Here is a 16800-nt window from a genome sequence, read left to right as displayed (position 1 = left end):
TCGATTGGTATATTATGTTGCTCGGCGTTTCGCCTCTCTCACATCGCCAACCTCCTTCTCAAGGGGGTCCCTGAGGGTTCAGGGGTTAGGCTGCCCACCTCACTATGCTCTTCGGCTATCACGGGTTGTTTTGGACTCAGAAAAAAATGCGTCTCGAGCGGCGCGGCCTCCTCACGGCTTAGAATCCGTTCCGCCGCCCGCAGCTTGGCGCTGCGGCTTCGCGGGTTGTCCCGTATCTCTTCCGGCGAAGGTGTAATCACCTTCCTATTCAGAAGCCGCAGCCGGGCCGCATGCCCGCAGCGGCACTCCGGCAGTTCCGGCGGGCAGATGCACTCAGCCGATTCCTGCTGCATGAAGCGCTTGACGATACGATCCTCAAGGGAGTGATACGAAATAACCACCAGGCGCCCACCAAAGCCAAGCAGCCTGGTCGCCTGGTTCAAAGCGCGCTCCAGGTTTGCCAGTTCATCATTGACCGCGATCCTGAGTGCCTGGAAACTGCGGGTGGCCGGGTGAATGTCCTCGTGCCGGCCGACAGCCCGCGAGATCATAGCTGCTAGTTCAGTGGTTGTCTTGAAAGGCCGATGCTCGACGATGCGCCGGGCGATAATCCGGCTCTTCCGTTCTTCACCGTAGCGCCACAGGATATCGGCGATGTCGGCTTCGGCATAGGTGTTGATGATGTCGGCGGCGGTGAGTTTCTGCTCCGGCGAGAATCTCATATCCAGCGGCTGGCCGTGCTGGAAAGAAAAGCCGCGCCCGGCTTCGGTCAGCTGCATCGATACCAATCCCAGATCGAGGAGTACGCCGTGAACCGGGTAGAAGTCGTTGCTGCGGGCCACCGCTTCCATCTGGTCGAAGTTGCGGTTGACCAGTAAATACGAGCCTTCGGAATACCGCAGGTTCTGGCGGGCGACCGCCAGGCTGGCCGGATCGGCGTCGAACCCCAGAAGTTGTCCGCCCGGCGCCGAAAGTTCCAGAATAGCGCTGGCGTGACCCCCGGCGCCGACCGTCCCGTCAATATAACGGCCGCCCGGCCCGACCGCCAGGGCTTGAAGCGTTTCCTCCAGCATCACCGGAATATGAAGCATGTCCTTCATGCGCGCTTCTCGAGGCTTTCCATAATTTGCCAGGCCTGGGCCAGGTCCTCCGCCTTCTCGGTGTCCCAAGCCGCTTTGTCCCAAATCTCAAGGTGGTCGGAAACGCCGACCACCACTGCATCCGAGCCGATGCCGGCGCCGATTCGGAGCGGTTCAGGCAGCGCCAAACGGCCCTGGTTGTCCATTAAAGCTGGAAAGGCTTGCCCGAAAACGGTGCGCTTCAGCTTGCGTAATTTGGAATGGCTCGTGGTAGCGGTGGAAATCGCCGCCGTAAACTGATGCCACGCCTCGGCGGAGTAGGCGTTGAGATTGCCGTCAGGTCCGGGGGATAGGATAACTCCGTCCTTTAGCTGCGGCCGGAAGCGGGGCGGCACAGGAAGCCGACCCTTTTCGTCAATCTTATAATGGAACTCACCAAAAAACATGTCGCCCCGTGGGCCCCCTATCTCCCACAAATTACCACGTTTACCCATTTTATGGGCGCATATAATCGTTGTCAATACTTTTTTTGGAAATATTTTAGAACGCGCGCATTTATCGGCGCCCTGCTCAGGCGAAAGGTCGGGCGAAAAATAAGGAGGCGGGCTTTCGCCCGCCTTCAGTCACTCAAAACCCTGGTTCAATCTACTTTTTGACTGACCATACCAGAGCTACTACCCAACCGATAAAAGTCCAGCCCAGCAGCAAGTTGAGCAGAAAGATGGAAAGTGTATTACGGCGGTGCCCGGCAAGGGCGATAATGGTCGGCAAAAAGTAAAGCACAGCACTTAGCAGCAGGCTCACAAAACCGAAAAACCCGCCGAAGAAAAAACTCAGTATGTTTTCTAACATAAATTTTGCAGTCTCCTTCCCGATAGACTACCTTAAAACAACCTTTATTATCAAGAATGCCCTCGTTGGGTTCTCCTGCAATGGTGTTGCAGGGTTTTCGGAAAAATCTTTAGACTACCCTCCAGTAAGGGCTGGAGGGTTTTTTCATGGGACAAATCGAACGGTTCGAGAAGGTGTTGGCTATGACTCTAAATGAATTGATACCCTGCGAATGTAAGCATTGTGGCTCTAGGCGTACCCGAAGGTATGGACATAGCAAGGCTCAAAAACAACGTTGGCTTTGTAATGACTGTTGCCATACCTTCATCGAGTCAGACGCACAACCTGGAATGCGCGTCCCGCCCGATCAAGTAGCGTCGGCGGTGTCGATGTTCTACGAAGGGTTGAGCCTTACTGCTATCTGTCGGCAGATGAAACAGATACATGGTTATGAGCCTTCGGATGGGACGGTTTACCGATGGATTACCAAGTACACCCGTGAAGCCATCGACAGGACGAAGGACATCAAACCGGCAGTTGGCGATGTTTGGCTGTGCGATGAAACGGTCTTAAAGATTGGCGGGAAAAACGTTTGGTTCTATGACATCATCGACGTAAAGACCCGTTTCCTGCTGGCGTCCCATATTGCGGACAAACGGTATCTTGGGGATGCGCGGATGGTCTTGAACCGCGCAGGCAATAAGGCGGGCAAGAAACCAAAGGTAGTCATTACCGATAGTCTCAACAGCTATCCCCAAGCCATCGGGGACGTATTCGGTACTTCAACCCGCCATATCAAGTACAAGGGGATAACCCAAACCCCGAACAACAACATCCTTGAACGTTTCCACGGGACGCTGAAGGCACGGACGAAGGTGATGCGCGGGTTGAAGGGATACGAGTCAGCCAAGTTGTTCACGGCGGGCTGGCTAATCTTCTACAACTTCATGCGCCCGCACGAGTCATTACACGGAAAGACACCGGCAGACCGCGCGGGTACTCAAATGCCAAGCCATAACTGGCACGGGGTAGTGCGAAATACACCAGTCAAAGTAGAAACAGTCACTTGGCTTGAAAAACCGCCACCCGAATTGCGCGGGCGCATTCCAACCCATATCAAACAGGCAATCGGAATGGTAAACCGGATGCCGAAGGGGTTGCGATGAAAGCTGTGAGGATTGTATCAACCTTCTTTGGGTTGTTTTTCGTGTCTGCTTATGGCACTCAAGGCTGGCTATTGAATTGGCTGCAAATCACCACAGCAGTTGGATTGTGCCTTGTTTTACTTGCTGAAATGCCACCATTTATTATCCGCCCACCGAACAAGACCATATATTCCCATAAAGACACCGATGAGTAACAGGAGGTTGAGAAACTGCAAACCAATAGTTTGAACGTAAGCATCGAAGGATATTTCGGGAAGTAGTGCTCCAATGACATTCATATCAAACCAAACCCAAAGAAACCAAGCTGGGATGAGAACGGCATATGAAAGGCGAGGCCGGTTAAATCGGAAAAACTCCATAGGCCGGATTATAGGCAATGTTACAAAACCCTGCAACACGGAAGGCGGAGAACCCCTCGTTGTGCCTTTAATCACCATCACCCAGGGTGCCGTTGGCGTTGAATTGTTTACCGATGACCGCTTACAATGGGCACGATGAACATTCCCCGATTGCTTGGTCAACTCCAGGATGCCGATCTCGCCGCCGATGCCTGCCGGGACCAAATCGGCCGCATCAGTGCGGAATTAAATTCGGACCCGCTGGCTCCGGAGCGCGCCATACTGGAGAACATGCGGGACAGCCTGAAGAACCTTAACCATCAGCTCCGGGAGACAACCTCCCAAGCAGACGATCTAACATCGCGCATTCAAGTCTACGAGGAAAAGCTGTACTCGGGACGCATCACCAGTCCCAAAGAGCTGTCAACCCTCCAGAAGGACATCGAACTTCTGAAAGGACACCGCGCGCCGCACGAGGACCGGGCTCTGGAGCTTATGGAGGCTATCGATGCTGCCGAGGACGGCATCGCCCGGGCTGAGGCAACACTGCAGCGCCACAGGGAAGCCCTTGAAGTTCGCCGCAGGGAACTCGGCGAGAAATTACATACCATCGGCGCCGAACTGTCGGGGCATGAAGCCAAACGCGCCGCCCTGTTATCCGAGATCCCGGCCGACGTCGCGGAGCAATACCGCCTGTTGCGGCAGCAGAAAGGCCGCGCCGTGGCCAGAGTGGAGCAGGGTGCCTGCCGCGGCTGCGGCATCGCCGTCACCTCCGCGTGGCTGCACCGCGCCAAGGCGGGTGAAATCGTCCGCTGCACCAACTGCGCCCGGATTTTATACCTGGAGTGACCGGATGACCTATCTTATCGCCAACACCGACGCCGCCTGCCGCGGCAATCCGGGCGAATCCGCCATCGGCGTCCTCATCCGCACTTCAACCGGCCAGGTGGTGAAGACCGTCAGCCGCGCCATCGGACGGATGACCAACAACCAGGCCGAATACCACGCCATCATCTCGGCGCTGGAGGAAGCCTCAAATCTGAGGGCGGTGGAACTGACGCTGATTGCCGATTCTGAATTAGCCGTTAAGCAGCTTACCGGCCGGTACCGGGTGAAAAATCCCGGTCTTGAACCGCTCTACACCAGGGTTAAAATACTGGAATCAAAGTTTAACAAGGTTACATACCGCCATGTCCCAAGGGAACGCAACTCCGATGCCGACAGCCTGGCTAATAAAGCCTTCAAGAGTTAAATCGTCCCAGCTGCAGCCCGGTAAAATGTTTGATTAACTGGACTTCGGTGTTAGAATGAACTGAAATAAACAACCGAGGAGACTGCCATGCCGAACCTGGAACTGACCGCCACCGAACGTGACATGCTGCGTGACATTCTAAAAAACTACCTGTCCGACTTCCGTATGGAGATCTCCCAGACCGATACCCCGGATTACCGCGCCCAGCTTAAAGACCAGGAAGCGATGCTAAATAAGATTATCGATAAACTGGGAAAGGCGATGTAGCCCCAATTCGTTTACCACTCAAGCGCTCGCCAATGGCGAGCGCTTTGTTTTATTCTCCAACCACTTGACTATTACGTATCGTCATAGTTTATACTGCTTTTTGTCGATCGATAGCAGTAATGGAAAGGAGATCAGTCTTGGCCGTCGCGCGCAGCTATGCTACCGGTGAACTGGCGAAATTGTCCGGCGTTAGCCCGCGTACCCTGCAGTTTTATGACAAAATCGGGTTGCTCAAACCTGAGTCATATTCGGAGGCCGGCTACCGCCGCTACGATGACTCCGCCGCCCTCAGGCTGCAGCAGATCCTGTTCTTCCGTGAATTGGGTTTTGAGTTGTCCGATATCAAGACCATCATGGAAAAGCCGGACTTCGACTTGTTATCTGCCATGGAATCGCATCGCGAGGCGCTCCGGAAGAAGTCGGACCGTCTCAGCGAGTTACTGGTTACGGTGGACAAGACCATCAGAAGACTAAAAGGAGAAAAAGAAATGGAAATCAAGGACTACTACAAGGGTTTTTCCGACGAGGAAATCGACAGCATGCGTAAAGAAGCGCGCGAAAAATATGGTGAAAAAACCGTCGCCGAGTCCGAAGCCCGAGTCGTGGCCATGGGTAAGGCGAAATTCGACGCGGTACAGGCGGAATTCGGCGAGATCTACCAGAAAATCGTCGCCAGTATGGGCAAGGGGCCGGAGAGCAAGGAAGTCCAGGAACAGATCGCCCGCTGGCGGCAGCTAATGGAGAACTTCCACCACTATACCGACGAAATGATTCTCGGCCTGGGGCGGATGTATTCAGAAGACTCGCGCTTCGCCGCCTTCTACCTGAAATTCCACCCGGAGATGCCCGGATTCATGACCAGCGCTATAGAGTTTTATGTCGCTGACCGCAGAAAGTAAACAGACCAACGAGTAGAGGCGCGCCTGCGCCTCTACTCTATACACTCAAAATCCAGCCGCCAACTCACCCAAAACAAGTTTCGTAAAATTACCCTGTTCACAGCCTTGATTCAGCGCTATAATTCTGTAGGGATGAGGTTTGATAAAAAATCAGGTTGAGGAGTGAGCAGATGAGCAATCAAGGGAATTTTATTGGCGGGTTTGCCCTGGGCTTGCTGACCGGCGCGGCAGTTGGCGCCGTGGTGTCGCTTCTCTATGCTCCTTATCCCGGTAAAAAAACCCGGCGCCTGATCCAGAATAAAATTGACGACATGTGGGACACCGGTCTTGACTGTCTTGAAGATGTCAAGGACGAAGTTGAAGAAATGGCGGATAAAACCCAGGAGTTCGTCAAGGAAGCCATTGACAGCGCCGCGGCTAAAAAGTACTCGGAGAACAACCTGGGAGGTTAAAATACCGAGCGGTTTTTACAGTGGTCAGGGCCACTGAAGGCTCTGATCCCGTTTCTCTTTAGCCGCCTGGACTCGTGATTTTGCTAATTTGACCCATCCCAGCACTCCCAGCGCCGTCATCACCGCTTCCTTCTCCTCCGCGTCGAGCGATGGCTTTTCGAGCATTTTCTTCAGGGTTTCGATGGCTTTTTCGTTATCCATATCGCTACTTCACTTTTTTAACCGGCTTTATAAATATGAGAGCGACGATGCCCAATACCCCGAGGTATATGAACATCCAACTCCCCAGCCCAAATCCATCGCCAATCCCCATACTCAGGCCAAACAACGCTAAAAGCGCGAAAAAAGCGATGCCTAACGCCCGATATTCTGGTGATCTGATTGCTAATACCACAACAATGATCCCGAAACCAATGGCTCCGGCTAAAAACAGCATCCAGTCCCTGGTGTAATCCGTCATTTACATCACGAGTGAACGCGGCAATTTTGAAGTTTATCGGTTATCACTTCTCTTCAATATCTGCCGCGCCGCCACTACCCCGCATGCGCTCGCCTGCACCAGTCCCCGTGACACCCCCGCCCCGTCGCCGATGGCGAACAGCCCGGGCAGTTCCGTCTCAAAACCAGCAGTCAGCTTCGGCCGGGACGAGTAGAACTTCACTTCCACACCATAGAGCAGGGTGTGGTCGGAAGCCACGCCGGGAGAGAGTTTGTCCATCGCCTCCAGCATCTCTAAAAGCCCGGTCAGATGGCGGTATGGCAGGACGAACGACAGGTCGCCGGGCGTGGCGGACTCCAGGGTGGGGCGCACCAGGCCGCGGTCGATGCGCTCAGGCGTCGAGCGGCGGCCTTTCCATAAATCACCCAAGCGCTGCACCAGCACGCCGCCGCTTAAGATGTTGGCCAGCCGGGCAATGTACTTGCCGTAAGCGATGGGCTCCTTGAACGGTTCGGTGAACTGGGTGGAGACCAGCAGGGCGAAGTTGGTGTTGGGGCTGTCATGGGAAGCGAAGGACTGGCCGTTGACCGTGGTCACCGGGTCCTCGCCGCCGGTGGTTTCCCGCACCACCGTCCCCTGCGGGCACATGCAGAAGGTGCGGATGCGGTCGTCGAAGCTTTTAGACAGGTATTCCAGCTTGGCCTCATACAGAACGCTCGTCAGTTCGTCCATGACCGCGTTGGGCAGTTCGACCCTGACACCGACATCCACTGGATTGGTGGCCAGCGACAGCCCGAGGCTCCTCGCCTGTTTCATCAGCCAGTCGGCGCCCTCGCGCCCCGGCGCGGCGACGACGTTTCTGGCCTTGATTATCTCGCCGTCCGATGTCTCGACGCCGGTGATTTCCCCGTCTCTCACGACAATGTTCTTGGCTGCGGTTGAGGTGCGTATCTCGATACGCTCTTTCAGCCGGTTTCGGATACCGCGCAGGACGGCCGGGCACCGTTCGGTGCCCAGATGGCGCACCGGAAGGGGAACCAATCGAAGACCGGCCAGCGATGCCCGCCGTTCGAGGCCGGCCACTGCCTCGCCCAAGCCGTAAACCTTGTCCGGCGCGCCGAAATCCAGCCATATCCTGTCAACTTGCTCGATGAGCTTCTCCGCCGCCGCTTCGCCGACATAGTCAGCAAGGTGACCGCCGGCCTTCGACGATAGAGTCAGCTTGCCGTCGGAGAAAGCGCCGGCGCCGCCGAGCCCGGAGACGATATTGCTGCGCTCATCGATGTCCTTGCCTTTTTCCAAGAGCAGGACATTCAGGGTGCTGTTTCGTGCCAGTTCGAGCGCGGCGAAGAGCCCGGCCGGCCCGCCGCCAATGATGATGACATCGTATTTACTCATACGCCGATTGTACGAGTGGATCGGTTCGGCGTCAATAACCGATCACCCCCAACTCGAGGAAAACAGCGGATTGCGTCTAAAATTCCACCGGGCAACCGGGCGATTTCCGCCGCCTGCCGTTCAGGCTTTATAATCAGTGCGTGGGAGAATCACAAACCGGGATCAAGAAAAAGATTGCAGCGCTCCGGGCCTGGGCGGAACAATATCCCTTTTACTGCTTTCTGAAACACCTGGCCGCGGACTGGTCCGCCGATGACGCCACGGATCGAGCCGCCGCCGTAGCCTACCATGCCTTCTTTTCTCTATTCCCGCTAATGCTTGGCGGCATTGCTTTACTCGGATTCTTTTTGCCCGACGCCGAAGTCCGTCAAGCGGTATCAGACGCCCTGATCAGGACGCTGCCCGGATCCGCCGATTTCATAGAAGATATTCTGGATACCGTCATTGAGTTGCGGGGAATCGGCGGTATTGCCGGCACCGCCGCTCTGCTGTGGAGCGCGAGCAACATGTTCGCCGCCGTCCGCCGTGCCGTCAACCGGGCCTGGGGCATCAGCCGGGACCGCCGCTTTATACCCGGCAAGGCGCATGACCTGGCCCTGGTTCTAACCACCGGCATCCTGTTTCTCCTGTCCATGGCAGCGTCGGCCGCTGTCAGTTGGCCGAATGCCGATGGCCAGCCGGCCATTAGTAATATGGCAGCCCTGGGCAGCCGTCTGTTAGGCTTCCTGCTCGTTCTTTCAGTATTCCTGATCGTCAACAAGTTCATACCCAATACACCAACCAGGTGGCGGGGGATATGGCCGGGGGCTCTGGTTTCGGCGGCGTTATTTCAAGCGGGCGCCTGGGGATTCATCTACTATCTGACCAATTTCGCGGATTACACCACGGTGTACGGGCCTCTGGGTTCGGTCATCGTTTTATTGCTCTGGATCTATATTTCTTCGATAATCCTAATCTTAGGCGCCGAGATCAATTCGGAATTGCACCGACAGAGCGCCACCGGAAACACTTCAAGAAAAACCCAAGGAGGCTGACAGTTGAAACCAATTGGACCGCTGATGAGAGAACACCGACTGATCGAACGCATGATCCGAGTGATGGAACGTAGAATTGCCTTAACCGAGCCTGATCCTGCCTTCCTGACAACCGCAGTCGATTTCATGAAGACGTTTGTGGATCAAATCCATCACGGTAAGGAGGAGGATATCCTGTTCCGGGATTTAAAAGCCAAAACGCTTTCCGCTGCACACCGGCGTATGCTCGATGAACTCGTCGAAGAGCATGTGGCCGGCCGAAATCTGGTTAAGCGATTGGACCAAGCCCGGACTGAATTGATTCCCGGCGATGTCGCTTGCCGGGAAAAACTTGCCGGCATCATCGCCGAGATAGCCGTTTTCTATAAAAACCACATCGATAAAGAGGACAACCGCTTTTTCTATCCCTGTCTGGACTACTTTTCTCCGGCGGAACAAGAAAAGATGCTGCGAGACTATGCCGAATATGAAGGCCGAGTCCTCCAAGAACGCTACCTCAAAATTGTCGAGAGCCTGGAAGCCGGAACCCGTTAAGATTTACTTGGCGGTGGAAAATGCCACAGCTTCACCGACTTGAAGAGTCATCGGTGATGAGGATAAGATTACGGGATTATCACCCGGCGGAGAAAAAGATCCGATGATTGACAGGTACGACCCACAGGCAATTGAAAAAAAATGGCAGGACCGCTGGGCCGCCGACAAACTCTACCATGTCCTGGACGAGTCGCCTAAATCCAAGTGGTACGCCCTGACCATGTTCCCCTATACGTCAGGAGACCTTCATATCGGCCACTGGTACGCCATGGCTCCGTCGGATGTCTACGCCCGGTACAAACGGATGCAAGGCTTTAACGTGTTGCACCCGATGGGTTTCGACGCCTTCGGATTTCCAGCGGAGAATGCCGCCATCAAGCGCGGCATCCACCCCCACACGTGGACAGAAAAGAACATCGAGAACATGCGCCGGCAACTCAGGACCATGGGTTGCTGTTACGACTGGGATCGCGAGGTGGTCACCTCAAGACCTGATTATTACAAGTGGACCGAATGGTTCTTTCTGAAGTTATATGAGGCTGGCCTTGCTTACCGGGCCAAGGCGCCGGTCAACTGGTGCCCGTCATGTCAGGCGGTTCTCGCCAATGAGCAGGTCATCGGAGGCGGCGAGTGCTGGCGGTGCGACACCCAGGTCGTCCGTAAGGACCTGGTTCAGTGGTTTTTCAGGATAACCAAATACGCCGATGAACTGATGCAGCATGATGGCCTGGATTGGCCGGAGCGCATCAAGATCATGCAGCGCAACTGGGTGGGACGGTCCGAAGGCGCCGAGATCGATTTCAAACTGGAAATCCCCGGCGTCGGGGAGAAGAAGATCAGGGTCTTTACCACCCGGCCAGACACTGTTTACGGCGTGACCTTCATGGTATTGGCTCCCGAACACCCCCTGGTCGAAAAAATCACCTCGCCGGCGCACAAAGCCGCCGTCGAGGCTTATGTCGACAAAGCCAGGCGCCTGACCGAAATCGACCGGCTGTCCACCGAACGGGAAAAAGACGGCGTCTTCACCGGAGCCAATGTGATTAACCAGCTGAACGGCGAGCCGGTGCCGGTCTGGATCGCGGATTATGTTATCTGGAGCTACGGCACCGGCGCTGTTATGGCTGTGCCCGCCCATGACGAACGCGATTTCTCCTTCGCCCAAAAATACAAGCTTCCGGTGCGTGTAGTTATCTCTCCGCCCGGCTACGAGGGCGGACCCATAGAAGCCGCATATATCGGCGAAGGCCTTATGCGCAACTCGGCGCAGTTCAACGGTAAACCCAATACCGAGGCTTTCGGCGGTATCATCGATTGGATGGAGTCTCAGAATTTTGGCAAACGCGCCGTCAGTTACAAACTGCGGGACTGGCTCATCTCTCGCCAGCGCTACTGGGGCGCCCCTATCCCCATCATCCACTGCGACAGGTGCGGCATCGTGCCGGTGCCGGAAAAGGACCTGCCGGTACTGCTGCCTGAGGACGCCGAGTTCAAACCCACCGGCGAGTCGCCGCTTAAATATGTCGAGAGTTTCGTCAACACCACGTGCCCGAAGTGCGGCGGTCCGGCGCGCCGGGAAACCGATACCATGGACACCTTCATGTGCTCCTCGTGGTACTTCCTGCGTTACTGCTCGCCTCGTGACGCCGCGCAAGCCTTCGACCCGGAGAAGACCAAATACTGGATGCCGGTGGACATCTACACCGGCGGCGCCGACCACGCCGTAATGCACCTCTTCTATTCCCGCTTTTTCACCATGGCTTTGCGTGACATGGGCAGACTACCGTTCGGCGAACCTTTCAAGCGCCTTTTCAACCAGGGGGTCATCACCAGCCAGCACCAGAAAATGTCCAAGAGCAAGGGCAATGTGGTGAACCCCGATAAATATGTCGGCGAATTGGGCGCCGACACCGTCCGCGCCTACCTGATGTTCGTCGGTCCATGGGAACTGGGCGGCGATTGGAACGATTCCGGCATCGGAGGTATGTCCCGATGGTTCAACCGCGTTTGGAAATTAGCTCTTGAGGAATACGCCCCCGGCGACATCGACAACGCCGCTGAAGCCGATCTCGTCCGCAAGACCCATCAGGTCATCCGCAAGGTCAATCTTGATCTGGACAAACTCCAGTTCAACACCATGCTGGCCGCCCTCATGGAATTCACCAACTACATGGCTCCGGTCAAGGAATCAGGGAAGGTCTCGGCGGAAGTCTGGACCAGGGCAGTTGAATGCCTGGTGCTGTTGCTCGCTCCTACCGCCCCGCATCTCGCTGAGGAGTTGTGGCAGCTGATGGGTAATCCTTATAGCGTCCATAACCAATCGTTCCCGATATGGGATGAAGCGTTGACAGCGGAGCCGGAGATTACGCTGGTGGTACAGATCAACGGCAAAGTGAGAGCGCGCTTCCAGGTTCCGGCCAGCATCACGGAATGCCAGGCCACCGACCTGGCGCTGTCGAACGAACGGGTCAAGGAATTTACCGCCAGCAAGACGGTCAAGACCGTTGTCTATGTCCCCGGCAAGTTGGTAAATATCGTCGTCATATAGGGGCGACCCACAACTCGCCCGCCCCGTCTTTCCTCTCCCCGAGTGGGAGAGGAAAAAAGAGAGGGTTTTTATGAAAATCGCTTTTATCGGCGGCGGCAACATGGGCCGCGCGATGATCTCCGCCATCATCGGCAAGGAACTCGCTCTACCGGACGAGATGATCGTGGCTGATGTCCGCGAAGAGTCCCGGCGAGCGCTCATCCTTGAACTTGGGGTCAGGGCTACGGCCTCAAACGTCGAAGCCGTCCGCAACGCCGACGTCATCATCCTGGCTGTCAAGCCCCAAAACCTGACGGAGGTCGCCGCTGACCTATCCGGGCGTTTAGAACCACGCCAACTGGTAGTTTCGATCATCGCCGGCAAGACCGCCAAAATTCTTGTCGAAGGGTTAAAACACCAGTCGGTTGTCCGCGTCATGCCCAACACCCCGGCCATGGTCAATAAGGGGATGAGCGTTTGGACAGCGACCGACGCGGTGACCGATAGTCAAAAAGATACCGCCCGCCGAATCCTATCAGCCATGGGCGAGGAACTTTTCACCCTCGACGAGGGCGACATGGATAAAGCCACCGCCCTCTCTGGCAGCGGTCCGGCTTACTTCTTCCTATTCATGGAGGCGCTCATCGAAGCCGGCGTCAAGATGGGATTCACACCAGAAACAGCCCGCCAACTCACACTCCAAACCGCCGTCGGCTCCGCAGAATTCGCCCGGCAGTCCGGTAAAGATCTGGCCGAACTCCGGAAGATGGTCACCTCCCCCGGCGGCACTACCGCCGAGGCGCTTAAGGTCTTTGAGACCGGCGGATTTAAAGAGTTAGTGAACACGTCCGTCGAAGCCGCCTTACGCCGGGCGCGGGAACTGGGCTCATAAGCCCCTAAGCAAGAGACAGCGTTTTATAGCTAACCCTGTTTTCCCATCTATAAAAAACCGGGGCGTACGCGGCGCGCCCCGGTTTCACTCTCGAATATCGATTTTCGGTGGCCTAAGCCCGCAGTGTCGCCCCCAGCTGGCTCATCAGAGCCGAGACGATGTCGGCCATGACCCTGTCCACTTCTGCGTCGGTCAGGGTGGCCGTCGGCGACTGGAATGTCAGGCGGTAGGCCAGCGACTTCTTGCCCTCTGAAACCTGTTTGCCGCTGTAAACGTCGAACAGGCTGACCTCTTTAAGTAGCGGGAAAGCCGACAGAACCTCACTTACCCTCTGGTGAGTAACCGAGCTATCGAGCACCAGGGCGATATCCCGGACCACCGCCGGATATCTGGGCAGTGGCTGGTAGGCGCGGCCGGGCCGCACCTTGGGCATCAGCGCCGACAGGTTGATCTCGAAGAGAAAGGCCTTCTCTTCTACGCCGAAATTCTTGGCTACCCTGGGGTGCACTTCGCCGAAGACGCCGAAATTCACACCGCCGATGGAGAGCTGGGCTTGGTGACCGGGCCGCAGCCCGCTGTCGCTCCCCGGCTCGATAGTGTAGGCCAGGTTCATGCGGCTGAAAATAGTTTCCAAAACACCTTTAGCGTCGTAGAAGTCGAAGGGTCTTTTGGACTGCTGCCAGCCGCTGGGTTCAGCCTCGCCGGCGATAATGCCGCAGACCATCTCCGGTTCGTTCGGCAGCGTGCCTTTCCGGGCGTGATAAGCCCTGCCCACCTCGAACAGCCGAAGGCCGCCCTCTTCATAACGGCGGTTGGCAGCCACGGCGGCCAGCAGCGGCGCTCTCAGGTTGGTGCGAAGGCATTCTTGCTCCGAAGACATGGGATTGAGTAACATCACCGGCTCCGAGGCGAGCCTGCCGTCCGACACTGTGCGCTTAAGAGCGTCGAGGCTGGACAGTGACAGGGACAGCGTTTCCTGAAAGCCGAAACCGACCAGCGCCATGCGGAACAGCTTCTTAAAGGCCATAATCGGCGGGCCGACCCGTTTGGGAATCTCGCCGGACAGCGGAGAAGCGGGAAGCTGGTCATAACCGATGATCCGGGCGACTTCCTCAATGATATCTTCCTGGATTGACAGGTCAGTGCGCCACCACGGGGGATAAACCCGCAGGAATTGGGTTTCGGAACCGCTGTAATCGGTCTCGTCAGTCGTCTCCCAGTACCATTCGATTCCCAGAGCTTTCAAGGCCTTGAGTATTCTGTCGTAGGTCATATCGGAGCCGAGAATGGTGCTGAAACGAGTGGGTGATACCTGAATTCCGGCACGGAGCTTCTTCCCCGGGAAGACATCAATAATCCCGGTCATAGCCTGCCCGCCGCAGAGCTGCAGTATTAATTGAGTCGCCCGTTTTAGTGCGTGTATCGGCACTTCGCGGTTAATGTTGCGTTCGAAGCGAATCGAGGCCTCGGAGATCAGCTTCAGGCGATGAGACGTATGATGGATGCTGACCGGATTGAAATTGGCAGATTCGATAACCACGTCGGCGGTGGTTTCTGATACCTCGGAGTTGGCGCCGCCCATGACGCCGCCGATAGCCACGGCTTTTTCAGCATCGGCGATCATCAGTGTATCGGCGGTAAGCTGCCGTTCCTCGCCGTCCAAGGTGAAAAATTTCTCTCCTTCTGCGGCGCGGCGGACTATGATCTTGCCGCCGGCAATCTTCGAGAGGTCGAAGGCATGCAGCGGCTGGCCGTACTCCAGCATGACGTAGTTGGTGATATCAACGATATTGTTTATCGGCCGCATTCCGACTGCCGTCAGCCGCTTTTTCAGCCAGTCCGGCGATTCGCCGATTTTAATTCCTTTTACAACGCTCGCGGTGTAACGCGGGCACAATTCGGCATCGGCTATTTCAACCGAAAGCTCATCGGCGAGCGGCGAGCCTTTTTCTTCATAGTTCAGGTCCGGCATCTTGATGCCGAACGGTTCAGTTAACTTGATTTTCTCAAAACCGATGACGGCGGCGGCTTCCCGGGCCAGGCCGATGATCGAGAGGCAATCAACGCGGTTCGGGGTGACATCAACTTCCAGGACCTTATCACCGAGAACATCGGCCAGCGGCGCGCCGACGGGCGTGTTTTCCGGCAGAACCAGAATACCTTCATGGTTGTCCGACAATCCCAGTTCACGCTCGGAAAGCACCATGCCCCGGGATTCAACGCCGCGGATTACGGCGGGTTTGAGTTCCATCTCCTTGCCGGTGTGACCGTCAATGAGTTTGGCGCCGGCAGCGGCGAAAGCCACCTTCTGGCCGACGGCAACATTGGGCGCCCCGCACACCACCTTCGGCTGTTCCGAGGTCCCGGTGCTGACGGTGACCAGTCTCAGCCGGTCGGCGTTGGGATGAGCCTCCACGGCTACCACCTCGGCGGTCAGTACACCCGTCCAGGCAGGCGTGGTAGATGAGATGCCGGAGACTTCATTGCCGGCCAGCGTCAGCTTCTCCGCCAGTTCCTCAGGGGAAATAGCGATATCCGTGTGTTCTTTAAGCCAGGAAATCGGGGCCTTCATTAAAACTGCCTCAAGAAGCGCAAATCTGAAGAATAGAACAGGCGGATGTCATCAACGCCGTAGCGCAGCATCGGCAGCCTCTCAACACCCATGCCAAAAGCGAAACCGGAATAAATAGTGGAATCTATCCCCACCCCTTCAAGCACTTTGGGATGCACCATGCCCGCGCCCAGAATCTCCAGCCAACCGGAATTGCCGCAGACGCGGCAGCCGGCGCCCTTGCAGGAAGCGCATTCCACCGCCATTTCGACGCCGGGTTCGACGAAGGGGAAGAAGTCGCAGCGGAAACGAACCCGCCGCTCCGGGCCGAAAAAGCGCCGGGCGAACTCAAAAAGCGTCCCTTTCAGCTGGGCCAGCGACACGTTGCGGTCAACCATCAATCCTTCGACCTGGTGGAACATCGGCAGATGGGAAGCGTCGGTGGCTTCATAACGGTAGACACGTCCCGGCACCACGATGCGAATCGGCGGCTCTTTGTATTTTTCCATGAAACGCACCTGCATCGGCGAGGTGTGGGTCCGCAGCAGCACGCGCCGCTCGCCTTTTTCATCCACGTCGTCGACCCAGAAGGTCTGCATAGTGTCACGGGCCGGATGTTCCTTGGGGATATTCAGCGCGTCGAAGTTGTAGCGGTCATATTCGACTTCCGGGCCTTCGACGACGGAAAAGCCAAGCGAGGAAAAGATATCGGTGATCTCGTTGACCACCCGGGTCACCGGGTGCAGCCGGCCGGAAAGCCACGGCCGTCCGGGCAGGGTGATGTCTATGCCCGGCGCCGATTCCAACAGCCGGTCTGAAAAATCCTGTTCACGGGCGGTCAAGGCTGACTCGAGGTTCTGGCGGACGACATTGGCCGCCGCGCCCAGGCTTTTTCGTTCTTCCACCGGCAGGGCGGCCAGGCCGCGCAGGACGGTATTCAACTGGCTCTTCTTGCCCAGCCAGGCGACGCGCCAGGCTTCCAGCGCTTCGGCGGTGGAGACCGCGGCCAGCTCAGCGAGGGCGCTGTGCTTTAAATTATCGAGGGAGATATTTTCAGTCATTCGAGCTACTTACAAGAGTTGGATTATAACCACTTGCGCCGCGATTGGTCAAATAGCACGGCGCTCCGGGCGCCGGCGGT

At 56.5% G+C, this 16800-nt stretch carries 19 protein-coding genes; 11 read left to right on the top strand and 8 right to left on the bottom strand.

Annotated elements, in window-relative coordinates; all coding sequences use genetic code 11:
- Positions 1 to 38 precede the first annotated feature (38 nt).
- The 3 genes from rsmH to ABV300_RS03110 all read right to left on the bottom strand — a co-directional run bounded on the left by rsmH (position 39) and on the right by ABV300_RS03110 (position 1919).
- Positions 39 to 1100, bottom strand: coding sequence for a 16S rRNA (cytosine(1402)-N(4))-methyltransferase RsmH (gene rsmH / locus ABV300_RS03120; RefSeq protein ID WP_353715072.1), 1062 nt, complete (start codon positions 1098 to 1100; stop codon positions 39 to 41).
- Complete coding sequence (locus ABV300_RS03115) at positions 1097 to 1525, bottom strand: division/cell wall cluster transcriptional repressor MraZ (protein WP_353715071.1); 429 nt, start codon at positions 1523 to 1525, stop codon at positions 1097 to 1099. Before ABV300_RS03115 ends, rsmH begins: the two co-directional genes overlap by 4 nt.
- 199 nt (positions 1526 to 1724) lie before the next feature.
- The gene (locus tag ABV300_RS03110) at positions 1725 to 1919 is read right to left on the bottom strand and encodes a superinfection immunity protein (protein WP_353715352.1); all 195 of its coding nucleotides are present in this window, start codon (positions 1917 to 1919) and stop codon (positions 1725 to 1727) included.
- 194 nt (positions 1920 to 2113) lie between these two features.
- Between ABV300_RS03110 and ABV300_RS03105 the strand changes: the two genes are divergently transcribed.
- The 7 genes from ABV300_RS03105 to ABV300_RS03075 all read left to right on the top strand — a co-directional run bounded on the left by ABV300_RS03105 (position 2114) and on the right by ABV300_RS03075 (position 6284).
- Positions 2114 to 3076, top strand: a complete 963-nt coding sequence (locus ABV300_RS03105; protein ID WP_353715351.1) for an IS6 family transposase — start codon at positions 2114 to 2116, stop codon at positions 3074 to 3076.
- Complete coding sequence (locus ABV300_RS03100) at positions 3073 to 3270, top strand: hypothetical protein (RefSeq protein ID WP_353715070.1); 198 nt, start codon at positions 3073 to 3075, stop codon at positions 3268 to 3270. Before ABV300_RS03105 ends, ABV300_RS03100 begins: the two co-directional genes overlap by 4 nt.
- Positions 3271 to 3561: 291 nt before the next feature.
- Positions 3562 to 4263, top strand: a complete 702-nt coding sequence (locus ABV300_RS03095) for a C4-type zinc ribbon domain-containing protein (protein ID WP_353715069.1) — start codon at positions 3562 to 3564, stop codon at positions 4261 to 4263.
- Positions 4264 to 4267: 4 nt separating this feature from the next.
- Positions 4268 to 4666 carry a ribonuclease HI family protein gene (locus ABV300_RS03090; protein ID WP_353715068.1) on the top strand — a complete coding sequence of 133 codons (399 nt, stop codon included), beginning with the start codon at positions 4268 to 4270 and terminating at the stop codon, positions 4664 to 4666.
- Between the two features lie 87 nt (positions 4667 to 4753).
- Positions 4754 to 4933 carry a hypothetical protein gene (locus ABV300_RS03085; protein ID WP_353715067.1) on the top strand — a complete coding sequence of 60 codons (180 nt, stop codon included), beginning with the start codon at positions 4754 to 4756 and terminating at the stop codon, positions 4931 to 4933.
- Positions 4934 to 5070: 137 nt separating this feature from the next.
- On the top strand, positions 5071 to 5832 hold the full coding sequence (locus tag ABV300_RS03080) for a MerR family transcriptional regulator (protein WP_353715066.1): 762 nt from the start codon (positions 5071 to 5073) through the stop codon (positions 5830 to 5832).
- A 170-nt stretch (positions 5833 to 6002) separates the two neighbouring features.
- Complete coding sequence (locus ABV300_RS03075; protein ID WP_353715065.1) at positions 6003 to 6284, top strand: YtxH domain-containing protein; 282 nt, start codon at positions 6003 to 6005, stop codon at positions 6282 to 6284.
- A 24-nt stretch (positions 6285 to 6308) separates the two neighbouring features.
- On the opposite strand, the gene ABV300_RS03070 is transcribed toward ABV300_RS03075, so the two are convergent.
- From ABV300_RS03070 to ABV300_RS03060, 3 genes are read right to left on the bottom strand one after another with little or no spacing between them, the layout of a single operon-like run.
- Entirely contained in the window at positions 6309 to 6485 is a 177-nt protein-coding gene (locus ABV300_RS03070; RefSeq protein WP_353715064.1) for a hypothetical protein, read from the bottom strand.
- Between the two features lie 4 nt (positions 6486 to 6489).
- Entirely contained in the window at positions 6490 to 6744 is a 255-nt protein-coding gene (locus tag ABV300_RS03065) for a hypothetical protein (RefSeq protein WP_353715063.1), read from the bottom strand.
- 33 nt (positions 6745 to 6777) lie between these two features.
- Positions 6778 to 8121, bottom strand: coding sequence for an FAD-dependent oxidoreductase (locus ABV300_RS03060; protein ID WP_353715062.1), 1344 nt, complete (start codon positions 8119 to 8121; stop codon positions 6778 to 6780).
- Between the two features lie 140 nt (positions 8122 to 8261).
- On the opposite strand from ABV300_RS03060, the gene ABV300_RS03055 reads away from it, so the two are divergent.
- From ABV300_RS03055 to proC, 4 genes are all read left to right on the top strand, one after another.
- A complete protein-coding gene (locus tag ABV300_RS03055; RefSeq protein WP_353715061.1) occupies positions 8262 to 9155 on the top strand; it encodes a YihY/virulence factor BrkB family protein in 894 nt (297 codons plus the stop codon).
- Positions 9156 to 9158: 3 nt separating this feature from the next.
- Entirely contained in the window at positions 9159 to 9689 is a 531-nt protein-coding gene (locus ABV300_RS03050) for a hemerythrin domain-containing protein (RefSeq protein WP_353715060.1), read from the top strand.
- A 103-nt stretch (positions 9690 to 9792) separates the two neighbouring features.
- The gene (gene leuS / locus ABV300_RS03045) at positions 9793 to 12237 is read left to right on the top strand and encodes a leucine--tRNA ligase (RefSeq protein ID WP_353715059.1); all 2445 of its coding nucleotides are present in this window, start codon (positions 9793 to 9795) and stop codon (positions 12235 to 12237) included.
- A gap of 70 nt (positions 12238 to 12307) precedes the next feature.
- Positions 12308 to 13108, top strand: coding sequence for a pyrroline-5-carboxylate reductase (gene proC / locus ABV300_RS03040; protein WP_353715058.1), 801 nt, complete (start codon positions 12308 to 12310; stop codon positions 13106 to 13108).
- 112 nt (positions 13109 to 13220) lie between these two features.
- Here proC and pheT read toward each other — a convergent pair whose 3' ends face one another.
- Together pheT and pheS are read right to left on the bottom strand one after the other, a co-directional pair.
- Positions 13221 to 15680, bottom strand: a complete 2460-nt coding sequence (gene pheT / locus ABV300_RS03035) for a phenylalanine--tRNA ligase subunit beta (RefSeq protein WP_353715057.1) — start codon at positions 15678 to 15680, stop codon at positions 13221 to 13223.
- Positions 15680 to 16720: a phenylalanine--tRNA ligase subunit alpha gene (gene pheS / locus ABV300_RS03030; protein ID WP_353715056.1), complete on the bottom strand. Its 1041-nt coding sequence runs from the start codon at positions 16718 to 16720 to the stop codon at positions 15680 to 15682. Before pheS ends, pheT begins: the two co-directional genes overlap by 1 nt.
- Positions 16721 to 16800 lie beyond the last annotated feature (80 nt).

The sequence above is a fragment of the Dehalogenimonas sp. 4OHTPN genome (assembly GCF_040448695.1).
Lineage (GTDB): Bacteria > Chloroflexota > Dehalococcoidia > Dehalococcoidales > Dehalococcoidaceae > Dehalogenimonas.
Note: the sequence above shows the minus strand (reverse complement) of the source record. Positions and strands in the feature narration are given on the sequence as shown.